This window comes from Candidatus Palauibacter sp. (assembly GCF_965261555.1).
Lineage (GTDB): Bacteria > Gemmatimonadota > Gemmatimonadetes > Palauibacterales > Palauibacteraceae > Palauibacter.
In genome coordinates this window covers 1,925,316-1,946,738 of record NZ_OZ253465.1, presented here as the reverse complement: position 1 = coordinate 1,946,738, position 21,423 = coordinate 1,925,316, and the positions used below count along the sequence as shown (strand labels likewise).

At 70.6% G+C, this 21,423-nt stretch carries 19 protein-coding genes and 1 pseudogene; 17 read left to right on the top strand and 3 right to left on the bottom strand.

Translation table 11 applies throughout. The features are described 5' to 3' along the window. Positions 1-19 precede the first annotated feature (19 nt). The 3 genes from ACQY5G_RS08370 (at position 20) to ACQY5G_RS08360 (ending at position 2,911) form a co-directional block, all read left to right on the top strand. A complete protein-coding gene (locus ACQY5G_RS08370; RefSeq protein ID WP_428103718.1) occupies positions 20-1,153 on the top strand; it encodes a Re/Si-specific NAD(P)(+) transhydrogenase subunit alpha in 1,134 nt (377 codons plus the stop codon). A gap of 66 nt (positions 1,154-1,219) precedes the next feature. Continuing rightward, a complete protein-coding gene (locus tag ACQY5G_RS08365) occupies positions 1,220-1,513 on the top strand; it encodes an NAD(P) transhydrogenase subunit alpha (protein WP_428103715.1) in 294 nt (97 codons plus the stop codon). Between the two features lie 9 nt (positions 1,514-1,522). After that, positions 1,523-2,911 carry an NAD(P)(+) transhydrogenase (Re/Si-specific) subunit beta gene (locus tag ACQY5G_RS08360; RefSeq protein ID WP_428103712.1) on the top strand — a complete coding sequence of 463 codons (1,389 nt, stop codon included), beginning with the start codon at positions 1,523-1,525 and terminating at the stop codon, positions 2,909-2,911. A 49-nt stretch (positions 2,912-2,960) separates the two neighbouring features. Here ACQY5G_RS08360 and ACQY5G_RS08355 read toward each other — a convergent pair whose 3' ends face one another. Next, the gene (locus ACQY5G_RS08355; protein WP_428103711.1) at positions 2,961-3,203 is read right to left on the bottom strand and encodes an antitoxin; all 243 of its coding nucleotides are present in this window, start codon (positions 3,201-3,203) and stop codon (positions 2,961-2,963) included. 100 nt (positions 3,204-3,303) lie between these two features. Between ACQY5G_RS08355 and ACQY5G_RS08350 the strand changes: the two genes are divergently transcribed. The 6 genes from ACQY5G_RS08350 (at position 3,304) to ACQY5G_RS08325 (ending at position 12,127) form a co-directional block, all read left to right on the top strand. Continuing rightward, positions 3,304-3,582, top strand: a complete 279-nt coding sequence (locus ACQY5G_RS08350; protein WP_428103709.1) for a BrnT family toxin — start codon at positions 3,304-3,306, stop codon at positions 3,580-3,582. Beyond that, the gene (locus ACQY5G_RS08345; RefSeq protein ID WP_428103706.1) at positions 3,563-3,853 is read left to right on the top strand and encodes a BrnA antitoxin family protein; all 291 of its coding nucleotides are present in this window, start codon (positions 3,563-3,565) and stop codon (positions 3,851-3,853) included. The genes ACQY5G_RS08350 and ACQY5G_RS08345 overlap by 20 nt, the downstream gene beginning before the upstream one ends. Further along, on the top strand, positions 3,850-5,139 hold the full coding sequence (locus ACQY5G_RS08340; protein ID WP_428103704.1) for a hypothetical protein: 1,290 nt from the start codon (positions 3,850-3,852) through the stop codon (positions 5,137-5,139). Before ACQY5G_RS08345 ends, ACQY5G_RS08340 begins: the two co-directional genes overlap by 4 nt. A 154-nt stretch (positions 5,140-5,293) precedes the next feature. After that, positions 5,294-8,467 carry a WD40/YVTN/BNR-like repeat-containing protein gene (locus tag ACQY5G_RS08335; protein ID WP_428103702.1) on the top strand — a complete coding sequence of 1,058 codons (3,174 nt, stop codon included), beginning with the start codon at positions 5,294-5,296 and terminating at the stop codon, positions 8,465-8,467. A gap of 19 nt (positions 8,468-8,486) precedes the next feature. Further along, positions 8,487-9,449: a hypothetical protein gene (locus tag ACQY5G_RS08330; RefSeq protein ID WP_428103700.1), complete on the top strand. Its 963-nt coding sequence runs from the start codon at positions 8,487-8,489 to the stop codon at positions 9,447-9,449. 59 nt (positions 9,450-9,508) lie between these two features. Beyond that, positions 9,509-12,127 carry a M66 family metalloprotease gene (locus tag ACQY5G_RS08325; protein WP_428103698.1) on the top strand — a complete coding sequence of 873 codons (2,619 nt, stop codon included), beginning with the start codon at positions 9,509-9,511 and terminating at the stop codon, positions 12,125-12,127. Between the two features lie 32 nt (positions 12,128-12,159). Here ACQY5G_RS08325 and ACQY5G_RS08320 read toward each other — a convergent pair whose 3' ends face one another. Then, positions 12,160-12,882 (bottom strand): hypothetical protein, encoded by a 723-nt coding sequence (locus tag ACQY5G_RS08320; protein ID WP_428103696.1) that lies wholly within the window; start codon positions 12,880-12,882, stop codon positions 12,160-12,162. 162 nt (positions 12,883-13,044) lie between these two features. Here ACQY5G_RS08320 and ACQY5G_RS08315 point away from each other — a divergent pair, with 162 nt between their 5' ends. From ACQY5G_RS08315 to ACQY5G_RS08290, 6 genes and pseudogenes are all read left to right on the top strand, one after another. Beyond that, entirely contained in the window at positions 13,045-15,318 is a 2,274-nt protein-coding gene (locus tag ACQY5G_RS08315) for an MGH1-like glycoside hydrolase domain-containing protein (RefSeq protein ID WP_428103694.1), read from the top strand. A 125-nt stretch (positions 15,319-15,443) separates the two neighbouring features. Further along, positions 15,444-15,773 (top strand): annotated as a pseudogene (locus ACQY5G_RS08310) (ATP-binding cassette domain-containing protein); the annotation flags it as partial. Between the two features lie 18 nt (positions 15,774-15,791). After that, on the top strand, positions 15,792-16,451 hold the full coding sequence (locus tag ACQY5G_RS08305) for an ABC transporter ATP-binding protein (RefSeq protein ID WP_428278669.1): 660 nt from the start codon (positions 15,792-15,794) through the stop codon (positions 16,449-16,451). After that, positions 16,448-17,863: an ABC transporter substrate-binding protein gene (locus tag ACQY5G_RS08300; protein WP_428103692.1), complete on the top strand. Its 1,416-nt coding sequence runs from the start codon at positions 16,448-16,450 to the stop codon at positions 17,861-17,863. The genes ACQY5G_RS08305 and ACQY5G_RS08300 overlap by 4 nt, the downstream gene beginning before the upstream one ends. Beyond that, positions 17,857-19,644, top strand: coding sequence for an ABC transporter permease subunit (locus ACQY5G_RS08295; RefSeq protein WP_428103690.1), 1,788 nt, complete (start codon positions 17,857-17,859; stop codon positions 19,642-19,644). Before ACQY5G_RS08300 ends, ACQY5G_RS08295 begins: the two co-directional genes overlap by 7 nt. Further along, positions 19,637-20,455: a carbohydrate ABC transporter permease gene (locus ACQY5G_RS08290; protein ID WP_428103688.1), complete on the top strand. Its 819-nt coding sequence runs from the start codon at positions 19,637-19,639 to the stop codon at positions 20,453-20,455. The genes ACQY5G_RS08295 and ACQY5G_RS08290 overlap by 8 nt, the downstream gene beginning before the upstream one ends. 56 nt (positions 20,456-20,511) lie before the next feature. Here the strand turns inward: ACQY5G_RS08290 and ACQY5G_RS08285 are convergent, their stop codons facing one another. Next, positions 20,512-20,796, bottom strand: a complete 285-nt coding sequence (locus tag ACQY5G_RS08285) for a DUF2442 domain-containing protein (RefSeq protein ID WP_428103685.1) — start codon at positions 20,794-20,796, stop codon at positions 20,512-20,514. Between ACQY5G_RS08285 and ACQY5G_RS08280 the strand changes: the two genes are divergently transcribed. Continuing rightward, positions 20,774-21,226, top strand: a complete 453-nt coding sequence (locus ACQY5G_RS08280) for an RES family NAD+ phosphorylase (protein ID WP_428103683.1) — start codon at positions 20,774-20,776, stop codon at positions 21,224-21,226. The genes ACQY5G_RS08285 and ACQY5G_RS08280 overlap by 23 nt on opposite strands. Further along, a complete protein-coding gene (locus tag ACQY5G_RS08275; RefSeq protein WP_428103681.1) occupies positions 21,226-21,417 on the top strand; it encodes a 2-oxoisovalerate dehydrogenase in 192 nt (63 codons plus the stop codon). The genes ACQY5G_RS08280 and ACQY5G_RS08275 overlap by 1 nt, the downstream gene beginning before the upstream one ends. Positions 21,418-21,423: the final 6 nt, after the last annotated feature.

The window sequence follows — 21,423 nt, the reverse complement described above, 5'->3', positions numbered from 1 at the left end:
TGGATAATGGGAGTCGCCCTTGAGCGTTCGAATCTGTGTCCCGCGGGAGACCGCCGCCGGGGAGTCGCGGGTCGCCCTCACGCCGGACGGGGCGAAACGCCTGCTCTCCGATGACGTTTCGATCGCCGTCGAGGCGGGAGCGGGACGGGCGGCCGGCTTCCCGGATGCGGCCTACGAGGATGCGGGCGTGGAGATTGTCCCCGATGCGGGCCGGCTGCTGGGCGAGGCGGACGTCGTGTTCAAGGTCGCCCCGCCGTCGGAGGCCGAGGCGGACGGACTTCGGGAAGGCACGGTCCTCGCGTGCCTCCTGCGCCCGCACGAGAACGCGGCGCTGATCGAGCGCCTCGCCGCGGGCGGGGTCACGACGCTGGCGCTGGAACTCGTGCCGAGGATCACGCGCGCGCAGTCGATGGACGCCCTCTCGTCGCAGAGCAACCTGGCGGGATACAAGGCCGTCCTCCTCGGCGCGAACTCGCTCGGGCGCATCTTTCCCCTCCTCATGACGGCGGCGGGGACGCTCTCGCCGGCGCGCGTGCTCGTGCTGGGGGCGGGGGTCGCGGGGCTGCAGGCGATCGCGACGGCCCGCCGGCTCGGCGCGGACACGTGGGGTTACGACATCCGCGCCGCGGTGCGCGAGGAGGTCGAGAGCCTCGGCGCCAAGTTCGTGGACCTCGACGAGGGCGCGGGGGAGGGCGCGGCGGAGGACGCCGAGACCGAGGGCGGCTACGCGAAGGAACTCGAGGAGGCGGAGCAGGCGCGGCAGCGGGAACTGCTCGCGCAGCACGTCGCGCGGGCGGACGTCGTCATCACGACGGCGCTGGTGCCGGGACGCCGCGCGCCCGTGCTGATCACCGACGACGTGGTGGACCGGATGAAGGAGGGCTCGGTGATCGTCGATCTCGCGGGCGAGGCCGGCGGCAACTGCTCGCTGTCGGCGCCCGGGGAGACGGTCGTGAAGCGCGGCGTGACGATTCACGCACCGCTCAACGTGCCGGGCTCGCTTCCCTACCACGCCAGCCAGTTGCTCGGCCGCAACCTCTCCGCGCTCGTGAAGCCGATGTTCGGGGAGGACGGGGTCGCGGTGGACCTGGAGGACGATGTGATCGGACCCTGCTGCGTGACGCACGCGGGAGAGGTCCGGTTCGGCGCCTGACGCGCAAATGACGACGGAGCCCGGGGCCGTCGACCCCGGGCGAAACTCAACGACGAGGCCTGGCCGATGGACGGAACGCTCCTGATCGGACTGTATGTGTTCGTGCTCGCGATGTTCGTGGGGTTCGAACTCATCACGAAGGTGCCGCCCACGCTGCACACGCCGCTCATGTCGGGATCGAACGCGATCTCCGGGATCTCGATCGTGGGCGCGCTGCTCGTGATCGGACGCGCCGGAGACGCGAACCTCATGCGGTGGATCGGGCTGGCGGCGCTGATCCTCGCCACGATCAACGTCGTCGGCGGCTTTCTCGTCACCGACCGCATGCTCCAGATGTTCAAGAGCAAGGACGCGAGCTGAGCGATGGAAATGTCAGGATTCTCGACAATCATCCCGCTCGCCTACCTGGCGTCCGCCGTCCTCTTCATCCTCGGGATCAAGCGGCTCAGCCATCCGGATACGGCGGCGGGCGGCAACCGGCTCGCCGCGATCGGCATGCTGCTCGCGGTGATCGCGACGCTGCTCGAGAGCGGCCTGGACTACACGTGGATCATCGTCGGCGTCGCCGTCGGCGGCCTGATCGGCGCGGTCATGGCCCGGACGGTGAAGATGACCGCCATGCCGGAGATGGTCGCGGTCTTCAACGGCTTCGGCGGGGCCGCGTCCGGTCTCGTCGCGGTCGGGGAGTACCTTCGCGTGAGCGGCTCGGAGACGCTCGCCATCGACTCCGGGGTGTCGATCATGGCCGGGACGCTGATCGGCGCCGTCACCTTCTCCGGCAGCATGATCGCGTTCGGGAAGCTGCAGGGATTCGTGACCGGCAACGCGATCTCGAACCCGCTCGTGAAGTTCTCCGCCGGCATCCTCCTGGGCTTCGCGGTGGTGCTGGCAGTCTACCTGGTCGGCTTCGAGTCGAACCTCGTCTTCTACTGGAGTCTGATCGCGGCCGCCCTCATCCTCGGCGTCCTCTTCGTGATCCCGATCGGGGGCGCGGACATGCCGGTCGTGGTGGCGCTGCTCAACTCCTACTCGGGGCTCGCGGCGGCGTCGGCCGGGTTCGTGCTTGAAAACAATGCGCTCATCATTTCCGGCGCGCTGGTCGGGGCGTCGGGACTCATCCTCACCGGCATCATGTGCCGCGCGATGAACCGCTCGCTCGCGAACGTCCTGTTCAGCGCCTTCGGGACGGGGTCGGCGACGGCGGGGCGCGCGGCGGACGGCGACCGGGTGGCGACGCCGATCGAGGCCGAGGACTCCGCCATGGTCCTTGGCTACGCGTCGCAGGTGATCTTCGTCCCCGGCTACGGTCTCGCGGTGGCTCAGGCGCAGCACCGGGTGCGCGAACTGGCAGACCTGCTGACGGAACGCGGCGTCTCGGTGCGCTACTGCGTGCACCCGGTGGCGGGGCGGATGCCCGGCCACATGAACGTCCTCCTCGCCGAGGCGAACGTGCCGTACGAGCAGCTGTGCGAGCCCGAGGACGTGAACCCGGACATGGAGAACATCGACGTCGCCGTGGTCGTGGGGGCGAACGACGTCGTGAACCCCCTCGCGCGCGACGACCCCTCGAGCCCGATCGGAGGCATGCCGATCATCGAGACGGACCGCGCGAAGACGTGCATCGTCATCAAGCGCTCGCTCTCGGTGGGCTACGCGGGCATCGACAACCCGCTCTTCTACCTGCGGAACAACCGCATGTTCTTCGGCGACGCCTCCGACGCCCTCGCCAGCATCACCGAAGAGGTCAAACAGCTCTAGCGGCTACGGAATCAGCTCGACCGCGTCCGAGGCTCCCGGCTGGATCAGGTCAGGTCTCGTCCAACGCCTCTGCCACCATCTCGGGCGTGATGAGAGGGGCGTCTTCGGGCACGTCGAACACCGGAAACCCGCTGATCCGGGATACCGGGCCGCTCGAGGTCGCGGCAACAGGTGTCCGCAACGCTCGGCGGATCAGCGCCGAGGCGACCGCGCCCAGGCTCTCGCCACGCTCTCGCGCCAGGCTCTCCAAAGCGCGGTAAACGTCCGAGTCGAGGTTCAGCGTAATCTTCATGATGCTCCACCATCGCACGTTGGCGGCTCGGCCTCAAGGATCCGGACACCCTGGACGGATGTGCTTGCTGTAACTACAATCTATACATATAATCGAGTCGATGGAATTCGAATGGGACGAGATCAAGAACCAGACGAACATTCGCAAACACGGCATCGGGTTCGACACCGCCAAACGCATCTTCGAGGGGACCGTCGCAACGTCGCTCGACCGTCGCCAAGACTACGGCGAGGATCGCCACGTAAGCATTGGCCGCGTGGAGCCTGGAGCGCTGATCGTGGTGGCCCACACCGAGCGCCGTGGGCGCATCCGTCTGATCTCCGCCCGCCCGGCATCGCGGAAGGAAAGGAGAGTCTACCATGAGCGGACGCTACGATAGACCTCTCACGCCCGAGCAGATCGCGGCGGTGAAGGACGAGCGCATCGACTTCAGCGACATCCCGGAACTGGACGAGGGATTCTGGGAGCGGGCGGAGCTTGTCGAACCGGATCTCACCGACCAGATCACGATGCGCGTCAAACGGTCCGTGCTGGCCTATTTCAAGGCTCCGGGGAAGGGCTACCAGACGCGAATGAACCGCGTACTCGAGAGCTACGTGCGGTACCGAACGGGGGCCTCGGAGGACACCGGGGAAGGTGAGGGCCGGTGACGGTCGACCGGCGGGGGTTCGTGATCCGGTCGGGTGCAGGGGCGGCGGGGCTCACGATCGGCCTCTCGGGGTGCGGGACGGGGGACGGCGGGCAGGGCGTGGGCGCGGAGTGGCCGACCGATCCAGACGCACTCGAAGCCCGCTACCGCGACAACATCTACACGCGTCTTCTCGGCGTCCGGCCGCACCTTCCGGCTCACGAGCACGTCTCCCGGCTGGGCGGCGGGCGCATGGATGCCGAGGTCATCGCGGCGATGGCCGAGGCGAACGAGTTCTTCGTCGACATGAACGAGTTGCTCGAGGCGGCGGGGGCGCGGATCGCGGAACGGCTCGGGACCGAGGCCGCGCTCGTCACGGCGGGCGGGTTCTCAGCCATGGTGCTCGGGGCCGCGGGCTGCCTGACCGGCACGGATCCGGAGCGGGTTCACGCCCTTCCCCTCCCCACGTGGCCCAGGTGCGAGTGTCTGATCCAGACGCCGCACCGGTTCGGGTACGACCGGGCGTACCGGGACGCGGGGATGACAATCGTCGAGGCAGAGACGCGGGAGGACTTCCGCGCCGCGCTCTCGGAGCGGACGGCGATGATCGCCGCCCTCGCGACGGCCGAACGCCAGACGATGTTCGCGCCTCCGGCCCCGGTGGACTGGGCGCCGGCGCCCGGGCCCGAAGTCATGACGGTGCGCGAGCAGATCGAGATCGGGCGCGCGGCGGGCGTCCCCGTGCTCGTGGACATGGCATCGGACCTCCCGACCGGGGTGGGTCTCGTGGAGTTCGTCGAGGCGGGGGCCGACCTGATCGTGATCAGCGGCGGCAAGGGGATCGGTGGCCCGCAGTCGTCCGGCATCCTCGCCGGGCGGGCGCACCTCGTCGAAGCGGCCCGTCTGAACGCCTCGCCGAACGATGGCATCGGCCGGGGCATGAAGGTGGGAAAGGAGGAGATCGTCGGTCTCCTGGTCGCCCTCGACCGCTACGTGGCGCGCGATGTCGAGTCGTGGGTCGCGGGCTGGTCCGACATGGCCCGTCGCATCGCCGCGGGTCTCGCCGACGTCCCCGGCCTCACCGCCGAGGTCGTGGCGAATACGGCGGGCTACGAGGACGTGGAACTCACCTGGGACCCCGAGGTCATCCCCCTCACGACCGAGGAGGCCAAAGCCGGACTCATGGCCGGGGAGCCCCGCCTCGCCTACCTGATGACGGTCCGCACCCGCCTCCTCCGCGAAGGGGAGGACGCCCTCGTGATCCGCCGCCTGCGTGATTTCTTCACCGAAGCAGGGAGCGGCGCCTGAGGGTTGTGATCCGATGTCGCCCGGCGGCGTGATTGTCGCGGCGGCCATCGTCCATCTACGTTTGCGAGCCGCGGTTCGACCGGACATGGCGTTCGGGAGATCCGCCGAAACCGCAGCGAATCAAATGTGCCGCCGTAACAGGAGCGACAGCCCCATGCGCAAGCTGGCCATCCTCACGCCGACCACTTTCACCCTCGCCGCAGCCGTCTTCGTCGCGGCGGACTTCGCCGCCGCGCCCTCGGCGCTCGCAGCCCAGGAGGCGGTGGTCTTCGACTCCGCCGACGTCGCGGGTCTCGGTTTCCGCTCGATCGGGCCGCCCCGGGGAGGCCGCAGCACCGCCGTGGCGGGGATCACCGAGCAGCCGCTCACCTACTTCATGGGTGCGACCGGTGGGGGCGTGTGGCGCACGGACGACGCCGGCCTCAACTGGCGCAACATCTCCGACGGTTATATCGGGACAGGCGCCATCGGGTCGATCGACGTGGCGGACAGCGACGCGAACGTCATCTACGTGGGCACGGGTTCGTCCTGCATCCGCGGCAACATCTCGAAGGGAATCGGCATCTACCGCAGCACCAACGGGGGCGACTCGTGGACGCACATCGGGCTCCCGAACTCGGGCCAGATCGGCGACATCAAGGTCCACCCGCACGATGCCGACATCGCCTTCGTGGCGGCGCTCGGCGACCCGTTCGGCCCCAACCCGGAGCGCGGCGTGTTCCGCACGACGGACGGCGGCGACACGTGGGACCACGTCCTCGCGATCTCCGACTCCACGGGCGCCGTGGACCTCGCGATCAACCCGTCGAATCCGCGCATCGTCTTCGCTTCGGCGTGGCGGGCCGAGCGGAAGCCCTGGACCGCGACGTCGGGTTCGGAGGAGTCCGGCGTCTTCCGGTCGACCGATGGCGGGGATACCTGGGACCGGCTCGAGGGCGGGCTCCCCACCGGCCTCGTCGGCAAGTCCGCCGTCACCGTCTCGCGGGCGAATCCCGACCGCGTGTGGGTGCTCATCGAGGCGTCCGACGACCGCGGCGGCGTCTACCGCTCCGAGGACGGCGGCGACACCTGGCGGCGGGTGAACAGCGACCGCGGACTCCTGCAGCGGGCGTGGTACTACACGCACATCTACGCGGACCCGGTGGATGAGAACACGGTCTACGCCCTCAACGTGGGCTACAACAAGTCGGTCGACGGGGGCGTGACGTGGCAGAGCTACGGCGTCCCGCACGGGGATGTGCACGACCTCTGGATCAACTACGAGGACCCCGACTTCCAGGTCGTGGCGAACGACGGCGGCGGGCAGGTGACGACGACCGGCGCGGAGAGCTGGTCCACCTACTACAACCAGGTCACGGCCGAGATGTACCGGGTGTTCGTCGACAACCAGTTCCCCTACCGCGTGTACGGCTCGCAGCAGGACAACTCCACGATCATGGTGCCGAGCCGCGGGATGCCGGCGGTGCAGGCGCCGCAGCACTGGGCCGCGGTGGGGGGCTGCGAGAGCGGCCATATCGCGATCGACCCGCGGAACCCCAACGTGACGTACGCGGGCTGCTACGGCGGCAGCATCAACCGGGTGGACCGCGAGACGGGCGACGTGCGGCAGATGCTTCTCTATCCGCAGCTCCAGCTGGGGCAGGCGCCGAAGACGATGAAGCACCGCTTCCAGTGGAACGCGCCGATCCGGATCTCCCCGCACAACCCGGACGTCATCTATCACACGTCCCAGTTCGTGAACCGGACATCGGACGCCGGATACTCGTGGGAGACGATCAGCCCCGACCTCACGCGCAACGACACGACGAAGATGGAGCACGCGGGCGGGCGCATCACGTGGGACAACACCGGGGTGGAGATGTACGGGACGGTCTTCGCCTTCGAGGAATCTCCGCACGAGGCGGGCGTCCTGTGGGCGGGCTCGGACGACGGCCTCATCCACGTGTCGCGGGACGACGGGGAGAGCTGGGTGGACGTGACGCCGGGCGACCTGCCGGAGTTCTCGACCGTCAACATGATCGACCTCTCGGCGCACGGGCCGGGGCGGGCGCACGTCGCCGTCTACCGCTACCGGATGCAGGACGTCACGCCGTACATGTGGCGCACGGACGACTACGGTGAGAGCTGGACCCGCCTCTCGGCGAACGGGATCGAGCCGGGCCACTTCGTGCGCGTCGTGCGGGAGGATCCCGTGCGGGAGGGGCTCCTCTACGCGGGCACCGAATTCGGGCTCTACGTGAGCTTCGACGGCGGCGACAGCTGGCAGCGCTTCCAGCAGAACCTGCCGGTCACGCCGATCACGGACATGCAGGTGCACGAGGGCGACCTCGTCATGGGGACGCAGGGCCGCTCGTTCTGGATCCTCGACGACGTGACGCCGCTGCGGACGATGTCGGCGGCCACGCTGGCGTCCGACGTCCACCTCTACACGCCGCGCGATGCGGTGCGCGCGCAGGGCGTCTTCCCAAGCGGGGCGTCGATCTACTTCGCGCTCGGCGAGGGGATGGAGGAGACGATCGACCTCGAGATCGTGGATGGGGGGGGAGAGGTCGTGCGGGTCTACTCCTCGAATCCCGGTTCATGGGACGATGAGGCGAAGGCCGCGATCGGGCGCGGGTCGAGCTGGTCGCCGGACCGCCTGCAGACGAGCGCGGGCATGAACCGGATGGTGTGGAATCTCCAGGGAGAGGGGCCCGACCTCGTGCAGGGCGCCCGGATCTGGGGCTTCACGGGGCGTGTGCCCGCCGTGCCCGGGCGCTATGAGGTGCGTCTGACGGCGGGCGAGGCGACGCAGACGCAGCCGCTGGCGGTCCACATCGACCCGCGGGTGGCCGACCAGGTCACGGTCGCGGATCTGCGGCAGCAGCACGACCTGATGGTCCGGGTGCGCGGTCTTCTGCAGCAGTCGCACGACGCCGTGCGCGAGGCGCGGTCGATCCGGTCGCAGATGAGCGACATCGCGGAGTCCGTGGAGGAGGCCGGCTACGGCGATGACTTCACCGAGATGGCGGACGCCGCGGGCGAGAAGCTCACGGACGTGGAGGAGGAGCTCTTCCAGACGAGGAACCGCTCGGGGCAGGACATGCTCAACTTCCCGCCCATGCTCGACAACGAGATCGCCAACCTGTACGGCTACATCGCGTCGACCTACGACCGCCCGAACGCGGTGGCGGCGGTCCGCGCCGCCGAACTCGAGGAGGAACTCGGCGGGTGGCTGGGCACGCTCCAGCAGATCATCGACACGGACGTGGCCGAGTTCAACAACCGTTTGCGCGAGGCTGGCGTACCGGGCGTGATCGTGCGCACCCCGCCGCGCGCCACGAGCTGATCGGCCGAAGCGGCGCCTCTTGAGCGCGGCCGACGTTTCAATAGACGCCCTCGCCCGCCGCTGCTTCGAGCGGGAGGCGAGGGCGGCCGAGCGCGAACTCGATGCGGAGGTGGCGCGGGCGCGGACCAGAGACAGGGATACCCGGTCGGTCACGCACTGGGTCGTCCCGCTCGTCATCGTGGGGTCGTGCTACGCGGGCGTCGTCAGCGGCGGGCCGGGGATGTTCGGAGTTCTGGGCGTCGCGGCGGTGCTCTGGGCGCTCAACGGGCTCGGCAAGGCCCGTCCCGCCCGGCAGAGGCGGTCCGCGATCCGGAAGGAGGCGGAGGACGGAATCGCCGCCTACCGGCGGCGCGAGCCCTGGGCCGTGCTTCGTGTGCACGAGTTCGCGGTGACGGAGTTCCGGGAGCGAATCCAGGCGCACCGCGAGCGGACGATGGGAAGGGGCTCGGAGTGGGGGCGGGCACGGTCGGAACTCACCCGGGCGGCGGATGAGGCGCAGCGTTCCGCCGCGTACTGGCGCGAACGTCTTCGCGGCGAACCGGAGAGCGAACTCGCGCGGACGCAGGGCCGGGTCGCGGACCGACTCGAAGCGAAGCTCGCGGAAGCCGTCGGGAAACTCGACGCGCGGGCGGCGGCGCTCCGCAAGTTCTATAATGATTGCGACGCCCGGCTGGCGGTCATGGACCGCTGCAACCGCGACATCGAGGAATCGCGGCGCCTCGAGGAGCTGTCGGGCAAGGCCGATGTCGTCATCGCCGAAGCCGAGGGTACGATCCAGGCGCTCGCGCTGCAGTTCGTGGCCGAGGCCCAAACCATCGCGGAGGCGCTCGGAGGGGTCGCCACGGTGGGGATCAAGTCGCTCGCGGGGGAGGCGCCCGTGGACAATATCGAGTACCTCGCGGACCACATCATCGAGAGTTCCGACCGGGAGCGGTCGGCGATCGAGGATCTGGAGCGCCAGCTGTCTCACGCCGGCCCGTGAGCCGGCCGCGGCGCCCCTTGAGCCGGCCGCGTCGTCCCCTGGGCCAGCCGCGTCGCGCCGTGAGCCGGCCACGAAGAGCCTCGTCCGTCGTATCGGCGGGCCTGCTGGCGCTCGCCATCGTCTCGGCCGGGGCGTGCGGCGACGAAGCCACGGCGCCGCCCACGGCAACTCCCAACCGCCGTCCGACGCCGACGAGCACGATCCCGCCGCAGGAACTGGCGGCCGGCGACACGCTCACGGTGGACGCGGGGGCCTATTTCACGGATCCGGACGGGGACGCCCTGACGTTCTCGGCCCAGACCTCCGACGCCGGCGTCGCCTCCGTCTCGCTTTCGGACGCGGCCGTCACCGTCGTCGGAGTGGCTCCGGGAGAAGCTCAGGTGACGATCCGGGCCCGCGATCCCGGGGCGCAGCAGGCCCGACTGGACTTCAGGGTCCTCGTGCCCGAGCCCGTGACGGCGGACCACGTCGTCCTCCGGGCGCTCTACGAAGCGACGGGCGGCGAGGGCTGGATCCACGACGACAACTGGCTGACGGGGCGCCCGCTCGACACGTGGTACGGCGTGAGCGTGGACGAGGACGGGCGGGTGACGGATCTCGACCTCGAATTCAACGGGCTCCGGGGACATCTCCCCGCGGAGCTCGGAGACCTCGACCGGCTCCATACCCTCACGCTGTCACGAAACGAACTCGAGGGGACCATCCCGGCGGAGTTGGGGCGGCTGCCGACCCTCCTCCTGCTGAATCTTCACGACAACCGTTTCGACGGCGAGATCCCGCCGTGGCTCGGCAACTTCAGCTACCTGGACCAACTGGATCTCAGCCGCAACGGCTTCGAGGGGCCGATCCCGGCCGCGCTGGGCGACCTCCGCACGCTGCGTCGGCTGGACCTGAGCGACAACGATCTCACGGGACCGATGCCGCCCGAACTGGGGAACCTCACCGCGCTCGAGGTCCTGCTGTTCATGCACAACGACCTTGAGGGACCCGTGCCGGAGACGTTCGAGCGCCTGGCGGCGCTGCGCTTTCTCAATCTGTCGGGGAACGCCGGATTGTCCGGTCCGCTGCCGGCATCGCTGACGGCGCTCTCCTCGCTCAGCGAACTTCATCTGGGCGGCACGGCCCTCTGCGCCCCCGCCGAGCGCGCGTTCGCGGACTGGCTGGAGCGGCTGCGCAGACATCGCGTCTCCCCCTGCGGGCACGATGGCGCCGTGCTCCTGACCCAGGCGGTCCAGTCCGCGGGCTTCCCCGTGCCGCTCGTCGCCGGCGACTCGGCGCTTCTCCGCGTGTTCCTGACGGCGCCCGAAGGTTCGGCTGTCGACTTCCCGCGCGTCCGGGCCCGGTTCTACGTGGACGGCGCGGAGGTGCACGTCGCCGACATCCCCGCACAATCGAACCCCGTACCGGTCAAGGTCGACGAGGGGTCGCTGGAGGCATCGGCCAACGCCGTCATCCCCGGACAGGTCGTGCAGCCGGGTCTGGAGGTCGTCGTCGAGACGGACCCGGACGCGACGCTCGACCCGGCGCTCGGACTCACGCGGCGCATCCCCGAAGCGGGGCGCCTGCCGGTGGACGTTCGGCGGATGCCCACGTTCGATGTCACGGTGGTGCCGTTCCTGTATGGTCCCAGTCCAGACCGGTCGATCGTCGACATCGTCCAGAATCTGACCCCGGAGCACGAGCTGCTCTGGGAAACGCGTACGTTCCTGCCGATCGGAGATTTCTCCCTCACCAGGCACGAACCGGTCACGACGTCTTCCCGAAACCAGGGCGTCCTGCTCGGCGAGACGGCCGCGATCCGTGCCGCGGAAGGCGGGACCGGGTACTACATGGGGACGATGGCGAACAGCGACGGAGGCGGCCTGGCCCACAGCCCCGGCTTCGTGACGTTCTCGGACCCTCGTGCCGACATCATCGCGCACGAATTCGGGCACAACCTGAGCCTCGGCCACGCCCCGTGTAACGCATACGGCGTCGATCCCTGGTATCCCGTCCCCGGCGGGCTGATCGGCGCGTGGGGCTACGATTTTCGCGACGGCGGGAGGCTCGTTCCGCCGGACTCCCCGGATCTCATGGGATACTGTCCGCCCTTGCACTGGATCGGGGACTACCACTTCTTCAACGCGATGCGCCGCCGGCTGCGGGCGGAAGGCGCGGCTGCCGCCGGGGATGCGGCGATGGACGGGCGTGACCGGACGCTCCTGCTCTGGGGCGGCATCGACAACGCGGGGGTTCCGTACCTGGAGCCGGCCTTCATCCTCGACGCTCCACCGGCGCTACCAGGGTTTGAAGGCGAATACACGATCCGCGGGCGCGACGCGGCGGGCCGGGACCTCTTCGAGTTGCGCTTCGACATGCCCCGGATCGGCGACGGGGACGGATCGTCGAGCTTCGCCTTCGCGCTGCCGGTTCGGTCCGGGTGGGCCGTGCAACTGGCGAGCCTCACCCTCTCGGGGCCCGGCGGATCGGCCACGCTGGACGACGAGAGTGGCCGGACCGCGGCGCTCGTGCTGGATCCGGTGACCCGCCGCGTCCGCGCCCTCCTCCGCGAGGTGCCGCGCACCGCCCTCGCGGCCGCTTCACTGGCCCGCGGCGTGGCCGAGGCACTGTCCCTCGATCCCGACCTGCAGGTACAGGTCAGCCGCGGGATCCCCGACCCCGCGGACTGGGACCGCTAGTGTAGCGTCGCGCCGAGACGGTTGACCCGCCGCTATCGCCCTTCGCGGTCGCGCAGGTCGGACAGGGCGTCGGTGTCGATCGCGTCTCGAAGCTCGTGGAGTTCGTCGATCGTCACGTCCCGTGCGTCCAGCACGACGACGAAGCGACTCTCGACGAACCATGTGAACTCCGCGCGTCCGCGGTCGCCGCGCGTCCGGCGGAACTCCTCCATGGCCGGATAGCCCTCGTACTCGATCGTGCGCGCCCACCCCCGGTCGCTCTCCTCGTCGACCGAGAGATCGAGCCAATCCAGGAAGCCCTCCGAACCGATCACCGGCATCGCGCCGATGTCGGCGATGGAGACCTCGACCTCGGCCCCGCTCCTCCCCTCGTACTCGGCCTCGGCCACGGACATGTGGAACCCCAGAGCGCCGCCCGTCTCCCCCTCGCGCGAGGTCCGTCTCAGGCCCCCGGCCCGCTCGGGCAGGAAGTCGTAGAACTCGCGGAAGGGGATCGGCCGATCGACCAGCGTTTCGCCGCCCAGTTCCTCGGCGAAGTCGGACATGTGCTCGCCGATCTCCTCCACCGCGTCGGTGATGGTTGCCGCGATGTCGTCGGCGGCATCGTGCAGATCTTCCCGCACTTCCTCCGCTTCGTCCCGCGACTCGCTGTCACCCACGAAGATGCAACCCGCCGACGTGAGGCCGCAGAAGAGGGCGCCCGCGAGGGCGATCCGCCGCGAGGGACGGCCGAGTGAGCGACGATTCCAGAACATCTCTTTCCTCCAGACGCTGAACGCAGGGTTTGTGGGGGTCTGTGCGCGTTTACGCGCCTGGCCGGGGGGAAGTGTCAAACGGCTCTGCTCCGAGGCGCCGCGCGGTGGTGCCGGAGCCGTCGGGCCGTTGACCGGCGCGGCCTCCGGTTCGATGCTGTTCCGATGAACGCCCCCCCGTCCCGTCCCGCCGCTTCCCCCCGGGCTCGCATCGCGGCGCTGGAGCGCGATGACAAGTGGTTCCTGGGCGGGCTGGACGGCGTGGTGTGGGCGCCGCCGTTCCCGCGGTGGCTGCACCGGCCCGGGTTCTGGGACCCGGTTCACCTGTTGCAGCACGAGGTCGGCCCGGGGTTCTCGGTGGCGCTCGTTGGCGGCGACGGGACGGAAGCCCCGCTCGGAGGCGCTGCCGGCGGCCCGGGCGGTCGCGAGCCGACGCCGCGCCGGTGGTGGCCCGGACGGCTGGTCGCCACGTGGTCGGACGGGCGCGGCTTCACCTTCGAGGAGCGCCGCCAGGTGCTGCCGGGCGGCATCCTGGAATCCTCGTGGCACGTCCCGGCCGACCTCGAGGGCTGCGTCGTCGCCTTCACCGCGCAGCCGGCGGACGCGACGGATGGGGTGGAACCCACGACGGCCGGGGTGGGCTGGACGCGGACCGTCTCGGACCGGCGCGGGCGGGAACTGGTCCTGTGCATGGAACTCGCGGGCTCCGTTTCGCCCGCATGGCGCCGCATCGTCCCATCCGAGGGGCGCGCCGCGCCCGAATGGCGGCATTCGCCCTTCGCGGAGGGTGTCGATGCCCCGGGGAGGGCGGCCGCCGCACATGCCGGCGCCGCGTCCGGCCCGCCCCCCGACCCGAACGCCGATCCGGGGGTCGGTCGCCCCGGGTGGATCTGGATCGCCGTTGCGCTTCCGCTCGAAGGAATCGACGACGACGGGCCTCCGACCTTCCGCCTGACCCTCCGCCTCCGGGGCGCCGAAGCCCGGGACCCGGCCTCGGCGTCCGGGACGGCGTCCGCCTGGGAGTCCTTCTTCGGCGGTTTCCCGCATTTCGAGAGCGGCGACCCGTACCTCGACCGCTATTTCGACTATCGCATCTACGGCCTCGGCCTGAACCGCATCGAGGGTCGATGGGGCCCGGTGCGGCATCCCGCCATCGCCGAGGGGCCGGAGTACTTCCACGTACCGATCGCCTACAGCGCGCAGTGCCACATGATGGAGATGCGCTGGCGGAAGGGCGGACGGGAGGCGTGGGGCTCGCTCCTGAACTTCGTCGACAACGGGAAGCCCGATGGCTCCTTCCACGGCCGCCTCTATCCCGAGCGCCTCGAGGGCACCGATTTCTACCACGCCAACTGGGGCGACGCGCTGCTCGCGGTCGATGACATGCACCCGGATGCGGCGGCGCGGGCCCGCTGCTACGAGGGGCTGTCGCGCTACGCCCGCTGGCTGACGGCGGAGCGCGACCCCGAGGTGTCGGGCATGTTCACCGTCACGAACCACTTCGAGACGGGACAGGAGTACATGTCGCGCTACATGGCCGTGGACGGGGAGGCCGACGTGGCGGGGTGGAGTCCCCGGCTCCGCCTCAAGGGGATCGACGTCACCGTGTACGCGCACCAGTTGTTTCGCGCCCTCGCCGCCGTGGCGCACCGCCTGGATCGGCCGGGTGACGAGGCCGAGTGGCGTGGGCTCGCGGACCGCTGCTGGAAGGCGATCGATGAACGCATGTGGTCGACGACGACCGGGCTGTTCACCGATGTGGACGGGCGCACCGGCGAGCGCACCGGCGTGAAGGCCGCGGTGGGGTTCTATCCGCTGCTCACCGGCCGGGTGGACGGGGCCCGCCTCGACGCCCTGCTCGACCACCTCGAGGATCCCCGAACGTTCGGCACGCGTTTCCCGCTGCCCTCGTCGAGCGTGGACGATCCGCGATTCTCCGCGGAGGGGATCTGGCGGGGGAAGCGCCGCAACTGTCCGTGGAACGGACGCGTCTGGCCGATGACGACCAGCCATGTGATCGAGGGGCTGGTGCGTTGCTGGCGCGGCGGGAGCGCGCGGGCCGGCGCGCTGGCGGCGGACATGCTCAACCGCTTCGCGCGCATGATGTTCACCGACGGCGATCCCTCGCGCCCCAACTGCTTCGAGCACTACCACCCGCATACGGGCCGGGCGTGCCACTTCCGGGGCATCGACGACTACCAGCACTCGTGGATCCTCGATCTGCTGGCGCGCGGATTCGCGGGGCTCCACGTGGACGCGTCGGGCATCGATGTGCGGCCGCTGCCGGGCGGTCCCGAGCGCGTGTCGCTGGGACCCGTCGTCGCGAGGGGGCGGACCGTGTGCGTGGAGGTGGAACCCCGGCGTGTGAGCGCCACGGTGGACGGAGAGCGGCTGGAGGGGCCGCGCGGCGAGGCGCTGCGCGTCCCGTGGGCGCCGTGAGCCGTGCATCGCAGGGCTCCGTGAGTCGCGCCCCGCAGGGCGTCGAACTGCGCGGCGTGGAGAAGCGGTACGGCGAGGTCGCGGCTGTCCGGGCGCTCGACCTCGAGGTCCGGCCCGGGGAGCTGATGGTGCTGGTGGGCCCGTCGGGGTGCGGCAAGAGCACCCTGCTGCGCCTCATCGCCGGACTGATCGAACCCACCGCCGGGGAGGTGTGGATCGGGGGACGGCGGGTGGACGACGTCGAACCGGGCGCCCGGGACGTGGCGATGGTGTTCCAGAGCTACGCCCTCTACCCGCACATGACGGTGGCCGGGAACCTGGGCTTCGGCCTGCGCGTGCGCGGGACTCCGCGAGCCGGGATCGAGCGGCGCGTCGCGGAGGCCGCAGCCGCGCTCGGGCTCGCCGAACTGCTGTCGCGGAAGCCCGGCGAGTTGTCCGGGGGACAGCGCCAGCGAGTGGCCCTGGGACGGGCGATGGTCCGCGATCCCGGCGTGTTCCTGTTCGACGAGCCGCTCTCGAACCTCGACGCGGAGCTGAGGCTGCGGACCCGCGACGAGATCGCCGCCCTGCACCGGCGCCTCGGCACGACGATGATCTTCGTGACGCACGACCAGGTGGAAGCCCTGTCGCTGGGCCAGCGGGTCGCGGTCATGGATCGGGGCCGGCTCCACCAGGTGGGCACGCCGGAGGAGGTCTATCGTCGGCCGGCCAACCTGTTCGTCGCCGGGTTCGTAGGGTCGCCGCCCATCAACCGGATCGCCCTGGCCCGGGACGATGCGGGGCGCCTCGCGGGCGGCCCGTTCACGCTCCGGGCGCCGTCGGGGGTCGACCGGGCTTCGCTCGGCGTGCGACCGGAGGATCTGGCGGTCGCGAGGACGAGGGAGGGCGAAGGCGAAGCGGCCGGCTTCCGCGCGACCGTGCTCCGCGTGGAGGCGCTGGGGAGCGAGCAGCGGGTGCATCTGGACGGCCCCGGCGACGCGGCCTGGGTGGCGCGCGCGCCCCCCGCCCTGCGCGTCGACCCCGGCGACCGCGTGAGCGTCTCGGTCGCATGGGAGCGCAGCCACCTGTTCGGTCCGGACGGCCGCCGCGAGGAGGCCGCGCCGCGGCCCATGGACCCGCCGGGCTCACGATGACGAGTTCGCCGCTGCGCACGCGCCGGCCCCTTCGCCCAGCCACCGGCGGGGCCACGGCCGTCGTCTCGGCCGTCGTCTCGGCCGTCGTCTTCGCCGTCGCCTCCACGGCGGTCGCGTGCGCCCCCGGCGGGTCCGACACCGTGCTGCGCGTAGCCCTCTGGGCCGGAGGCCACGAACTCGAGATCGAGCGGCAGGTCGCCGACCGCTACGAAGCCCTGCACCCCGGCGTGCGGGTCGTGCTCGAATCCGCCCCCAACGGATACGAGGAGCGGCTGCTGACCTCGATCGCGGCGGGGCGTCCACCCGACGTCTACCTCATGGATTCGCCCGACATCCCCACCTTCGTGGAGCGCGGGCTGGCGCTGGACCTCGCGCCATACCAGGAGGCGCTCGGCTTTCGGCCGGACAGCGTGTTCGGGCAGGTGGCCGAGGCGTTTCGCCGGGGCCAGTCCATGTTCGCGCTGCCGAAGGACTTCACGCCGATGGTCCTGTACGCGAACCGGAACGTGCTCGCCGCCGCGGGCGTCGAGAACCTCCTGCCGGCGGCGCTGTCGCCCGCCGCACCGCCAGCCGCACCGCCGCCGGTAACTGCGCCGTCGGTCGCGGCACCCTCGGCCGGTTGGACCTGGGCGGACTTCCGACGCGCAGCGGAGGCGGTCGTGGCGGACACTGACGGGGACGGCCGGCCGGACGTGTTCGGGTTCGACTTCCCGCGCAACCTGTACCAGTGGGTTCCGTTCGTGTGGTCGGCGGGAGGCGACATTCTTGCGCCGGGCGGAAGCCGCGCGGCGGGATACCTGGACGGGCCGGAGGCGCTGGAGGCGTACCGCTTCCTGACGGCGCTGGCGGAGGACGGCCTCACGCCGGGCGCGCAATTCGTCCAGCAGGGAGACCCCGCGCGGGAGGCGCGCTTCGCTTCGGGGGGACAGGCGTTCCTCCTCTCGGGCCACTGGACCCTCCCCGTGTTCCGCGACCTGGTGGAGGCGGGCGCGCTGGACCTGGCCATCGTCCCCATTCCGCACCATCCCTCGCGGACGGCGGCGACCAGCGTGCTCTACGCCTCAGGGTGGGCGGTGCCCCCCAACGCGTCGAACCTGCGGCGCGCCATCGACCTCGCCGGCTTCCTCGCCTCGCCCGAAGCCCAGCGCATCCGGGCGCGGTCGGGACTCGCCATTCCCTCGCGGATCGACGTGGCCGCGGAGATCGCCGCGGCGGACCGCACGGGAGTCGAGGACGCGTTCATCGCGCTCGTCGGCGGCGCCCGGATGACCTGGGGCGCGCGGGTGCGCGACTTTTCCCGCGTCGAGGCGCTGGCGGTGGAGATCATGGACCGCCGGCTGGTGCGGGGAGAGCCCCTCGCGTCGAGCGCCTCCGACGTGGCCCGCCGCATCGACGCCGAATTCGAATGGTGAACGGGACCCGGCAGCCGGTCCTCGCAGCCCTCGCCGCTATCGTCCTCGCCGGCGGCCTCGGGCTGGTTCTGGCCGTGGCCGCGGGCCGGGTGGCGGGCGCGCGGACGGCCGCGGCGGGAGCCGAGGCGCGCATGGCCGCCGCGCTGTGGGAGGAGGGGGGTCTCAACCAGGCGGTCGCCGGACTCCTCGGTGAACGGGCGACGATCCTTGGCGCGGACGACGGAGGTGGCCGGGCCGGGGCCTACGCCTATGAGGCGGGCGCGCTCGACCCCGCCGCCTGGATCGCGGTCGAGCCGCGCCGGACGGGCGGCCCATGGGCGACCTTCCCCGGCGGCGCCGTCGCCATCGCCCTGGCGGGCACGGCGCTCATCGCCGGCTGGGCCGCGAGACGGCGCCGCGGGGCGACGGTCCGGCACTACCCGACCGGCATCGCGCTCCTCTCCATCGGCTGCGTCGCCCTGACGACGGTCGCCGCCGGGAGGTGGGCGGATCGCGAACTCCGCGCGCTGAGCGCCGCCACGGTGGCTCAGGGCGCGCGAGCCGTCGAATTCGCCATGGCGACCGGCGCGGATCCGGCCCGCGCCGCCCGGGTCGCCCACCTCTCGTGGGCCGAGGACCGTTCGCTGGAGGCCGCGGACGCGCAGTGGACGATGCCGCCCGGCGTCGCGGCGGCGATCGCCGCGCGGCCCGACCGAAGCACGGCGCTGCCCGCCGACGCGCCCGCGGGCGCGCCTTACACGGTGGAAGCGGACGGCGCCACCTGGCACGCGGCCGGCACCGCCGACGTCCACCTCGCCTTCCTCGGGTACGAGCGCACCGCCTCGCCCGCCCTCCCGCTGGCCGCCGCGGCCGCGCTTGCCGCCCTGCTCGTGGCGCTGGCGCTCCACCTCGCGCAGCTCGCGGCCCGCCGCCGCGCCCTGCGCCGAACGCTGGCGGCGTGGGGCCTCCTCGCCCCGGCGGCGGCCCTCATCCTCGCGTTCACCCTCGGGCCGCTCCTCTTCTCCCTGTGGATCTCGCTGCACGAATGGCGCCTCATCGACCCCGCGCCGCTCTTCCTCGGACTCGACAACTACGCGAGGCTGCTCGGGGACGGCGAATGGTGGTCGGCGATCGGGAACACGGCGCTGTTCACGCTGCACGTGCCCGCCGCGATGGCCATCGCGCTCGCCCTGGCGCTCCTCACCCGGGGGTCGCGCCGCGCCATGCGCTGGGCCCGGCTCGCCCTCTTCCTGCCCGGCATCACGAGCGTGGCGGCGATCGCGGTGGTGTGGAAGTGGCTGCTGAGCGACCGGTACGGACTGCTGAACCGCGGTCTGGAGCGCGCCGGGCTCGAGTCCGTCCCCTGGCTCACGTCGCCCGACACCGCGCTCGTCAGCCTCATGATGATCGGCATCTGGATGGTCGTGGGCTATCAGATGGTTATTTTTCAAGCAGGCCTCGCCGCCATCCCGCGCGACTGGTACGACGCGGCCCGGGTCGACGGCGCGGGGCCGTGGCAGCGCTTCCGCCACGTCACCCTGCCCGGCCTGCGCCACACCCTGTTCTTCGTGCTCGTCACGTCCGTCATCGGCTCCTTCCAGGTGTTCGGACTCGTCTACGTGATGACCGAGGGCGGCCCGCTGGGCGCCACGGACGTCGCCGTCTATCACATCTACCGCGAGGCGTGGGAGTTCCTGCAGTTCGGCAATGCGGCGGCGATGAGCTGGATGCTGTTCGCGGTCGTCTTCGTCGCCACCTGGCTGCACTTCCGCTTCCTCGATGCGCGGCGCGCCCATGCCTGAGCGCACCCTCCCCCGGACGGCGCGCGGGCTCCTGCTCGCCGCGGCATGCCTCGTCATGGCGGCGCCCTTCGCGTGGATGGGCCTGACGAGCCTCATGGGACAGCTCGAGGTGTTCGCCGGCGGGGGCCTCCTGCCGCGCGCGCCCCGCTGGTCGAACTATCCCGAGGCGCTGACGGTCCAGCCCTTCGGGCGCTACTTCCTGAACTCGCTCGTGTTCGCGACGGCGGTGGCGGCGGGACAGGTCGCGACCTCGGCCACGGCCGGGTACGCCTTCGCCCGCCTCGAGTTTCCCGGGCGGGACGGGCTCTTCATGCTCTTCCTGTCGACGATGATGGTGCCCGCGGTCGTCGTGCTCATCCCCCGCTTCCTCATGATCGAGGCCCTCGGCTGGATCGACACCTACCAGGGGCTCGTCTCCACGGAACTCGTCTCCGTGTGGGGCATCTTCCTCATGCGGCAGTATTTCCGGACGGTGCCCAGGGAACTGGAGGACGCCGCGCGCGTGGACGGGGCCGGACGCGTGCGCATCTTCTGGAGCGTCGCCCTGCCGCTCGCGAAGCCCGCCGTGGCCACGCTCGCCCTGTTCGCGTTCGTCGACGCGTGGAAGAACCTTTTGTGGCCGCTCCTCGTGACCCGCTCGATGGAGATGCGCGTGGTCGAGGTGGGGATCGCCGCCTTCCATTCGACGTACGAGATCAACTGGCCCTACCAGATGGCGGCCGGCGTCGTCGCGGTGCTGCCCATCGCGCTCCTGTTCCTCTTCACCCAGCGCTATTTCGTGCGCGGCATCCAGCTGGAGGGAATCCGCTAGCCCGGCCCGTGTTCGCGGAAGTACATGCGGATGACGATCCCGTAGAAACGGGAGACTTAGGCATGGGATACCAGCCGGTCGAGTCCCGGGAACACCTGCCGCGGAGACTTGCCGGTCAACTCCATGTACAGCGAGTCGGGGCATAGTTCAATCTCGTCCGACCAGGCGACGGTACCGTGCCGCGCCACGTGGACTTGGCGGAAGAATTGCCGCTCGCACCAAGCCTGGAAGACGCCATCGCCCGCGAGGTCGGACAGATCTATCTCGCCGACACAACCATCGTCGAACCGTATCCAGATCCGGTATCCGTCACACGCCTTGACTTCAAGAACCCTGGCCATCGACCCCCTCATCGGTTCTCAAACGCATCCCGCGAAAGCACCAACCCATAGGGCAACGGCGCCGCTCGGCAAATCGCACCTGAACATACTACGGGTCGAGAGCAGCGGGAGGGGAATCCTTGACGTTCCGGACGATGCCCCGGAACTCGACTATGCTCCATCAAGTCTGCCCGCCGATTGGCGGCAGACTCCGCCACCGCCCGAATGCCAGGCGATCGGTAGAGAATGGGCCGGGAGGGGGGAAGAACTGCTGCTGAGGGTTCCATCCGTGCTCGTTCCCGAAGAGAGCAACGTACTCGTGAATCCGACGCATCCGGCCGCCGCCGGAGTCAGGCTCATCGGGTCTCGTCCCTTCTCCTGCGATGTCCGCTTGTTGACCTGGAACGATCCGGTAACTTCCGGGGACCGAGACTCGACGAAGGGTATCTGATGCATTCATCCGAGATCATCTTCGAGGTGACGATAGCCGCCGAAGGCGGTTACGACGCCCGGGCGCTTGGCCACAGCATTTTCACCCAGGGGGATGACTGGGCCGACCTCAAAGCCATGGTCAGGGACGCCGTTCACTGCCACTTCGATGCTGATGCCCGACCCAGGGTGATCAGGCTTCATCTCGGATAGCCGAAC

What these genes read in the sequence shown, in the direction of transcription:
- ACQY5G_RS08355 (WP_428103711.1), bottom strand. Translation starts at nt 3,203, where the DNA reads ATGAAGATTACGCTGAACCTCGACTCGGACGTTTACCGCGCTTTGGAG.
- ACQY5G_RS08360 (WP_428103712.1), top strand. Translation starts at nt 1,523, where the DNA reads ATGTCAGGATTCTCGACAATCATCCCGCTCGCCTACCTGGCGTCCGCC.
- ACQY5G_RS08335 (WP_428103702.1), top strand. Translation starts at nt 5,294, where the DNA reads ATGCGCAAGCTGGCCATCCTCACGCCGACCACTTTCACCCTCGCCGCA.
- ACQY5G_RS08315 (WP_428103694.1), top strand. Translation starts at nt 13,045, where the DNA reads ATGAACGCCCCCCCGTCCCGTCCCGCCGCTTCCCCCCGGGCTCGCATC.
- ACQY5G_RS08365 (WP_428103715.1), top strand. Translation starts at nt 1,220, where the DNA reads ATGGACGGAACGCTCCTGATCGGACTGTATGTGTTCGTGCTCGCGATG.
- ACQY5G_RS08300 (WP_428103692.1), top strand. Translation starts at nt 16,448, where the DNA reads ATGACGAGTTCGCCGCTGCGCACGCGCCGGCCCCTTCGCCCAGCCACC.
- ACQY5G_RS08305 (WP_428278669.1), top strand. Translation starts at nt 15,792, where the DNA reads ATGGTCCGCGATCCCGGCGTGTTCCTGTTCGACGAGCCGCTCTCGAAC.
- ACQY5G_RS08275 (WP_428103681.1), top strand. Translation starts at nt 21,226, where the DNA reads ATGCATTCATCCGAGATCATCTTCGAGGTGACGATAGCCGCCGAAGGC.
- ACQY5G_RS08320 (WP_428103696.1), bottom strand. Translation starts at nt 12,882, where the DNA reads ATGTTCTGGAATCGTCGCTCACTCGGCCGTCCCTCGCGGCGGATCGCC.
- ACQY5G_RS08345 (WP_428103706.1), top strand. Translation starts at nt 3,563, where the DNA reads ATGAGCGGACGCTACGATAGACCTCTCACGCCCGAGCAGATCGCGGCG.
- ACQY5G_RS08295 (WP_428103690.1), top strand. Translation starts at nt 17,857, where the DNA reads ATGGTGAACGGGACCCGGCAGCCGGTCCTCGCAGCCCTCGCCGCTATC.
- ACQY5G_RS08350 (WP_428103709.1), top strand. Translation starts at nt 3,304, where the DNA reads ATGGAATTCGAATGGGACGAGATCAAGAACCAGACGAACATTCGCAAA.
- ACQY5G_RS08285 (WP_428103685.1), bottom strand. Translation starts at nt 20,796, where the DNA reads ATGGCCAGGGTTCTTGAAGTCAAGGCGTGTGACGGATACCGGATCTGG.
- ACQY5G_RS08290 (WP_428103688.1), top strand. Translation starts at nt 19,637, where the DNA reads ATGCCTGAGCGCACCCTCCCCCGGACGGCGCGCGGGCTCCTGCTCGCC.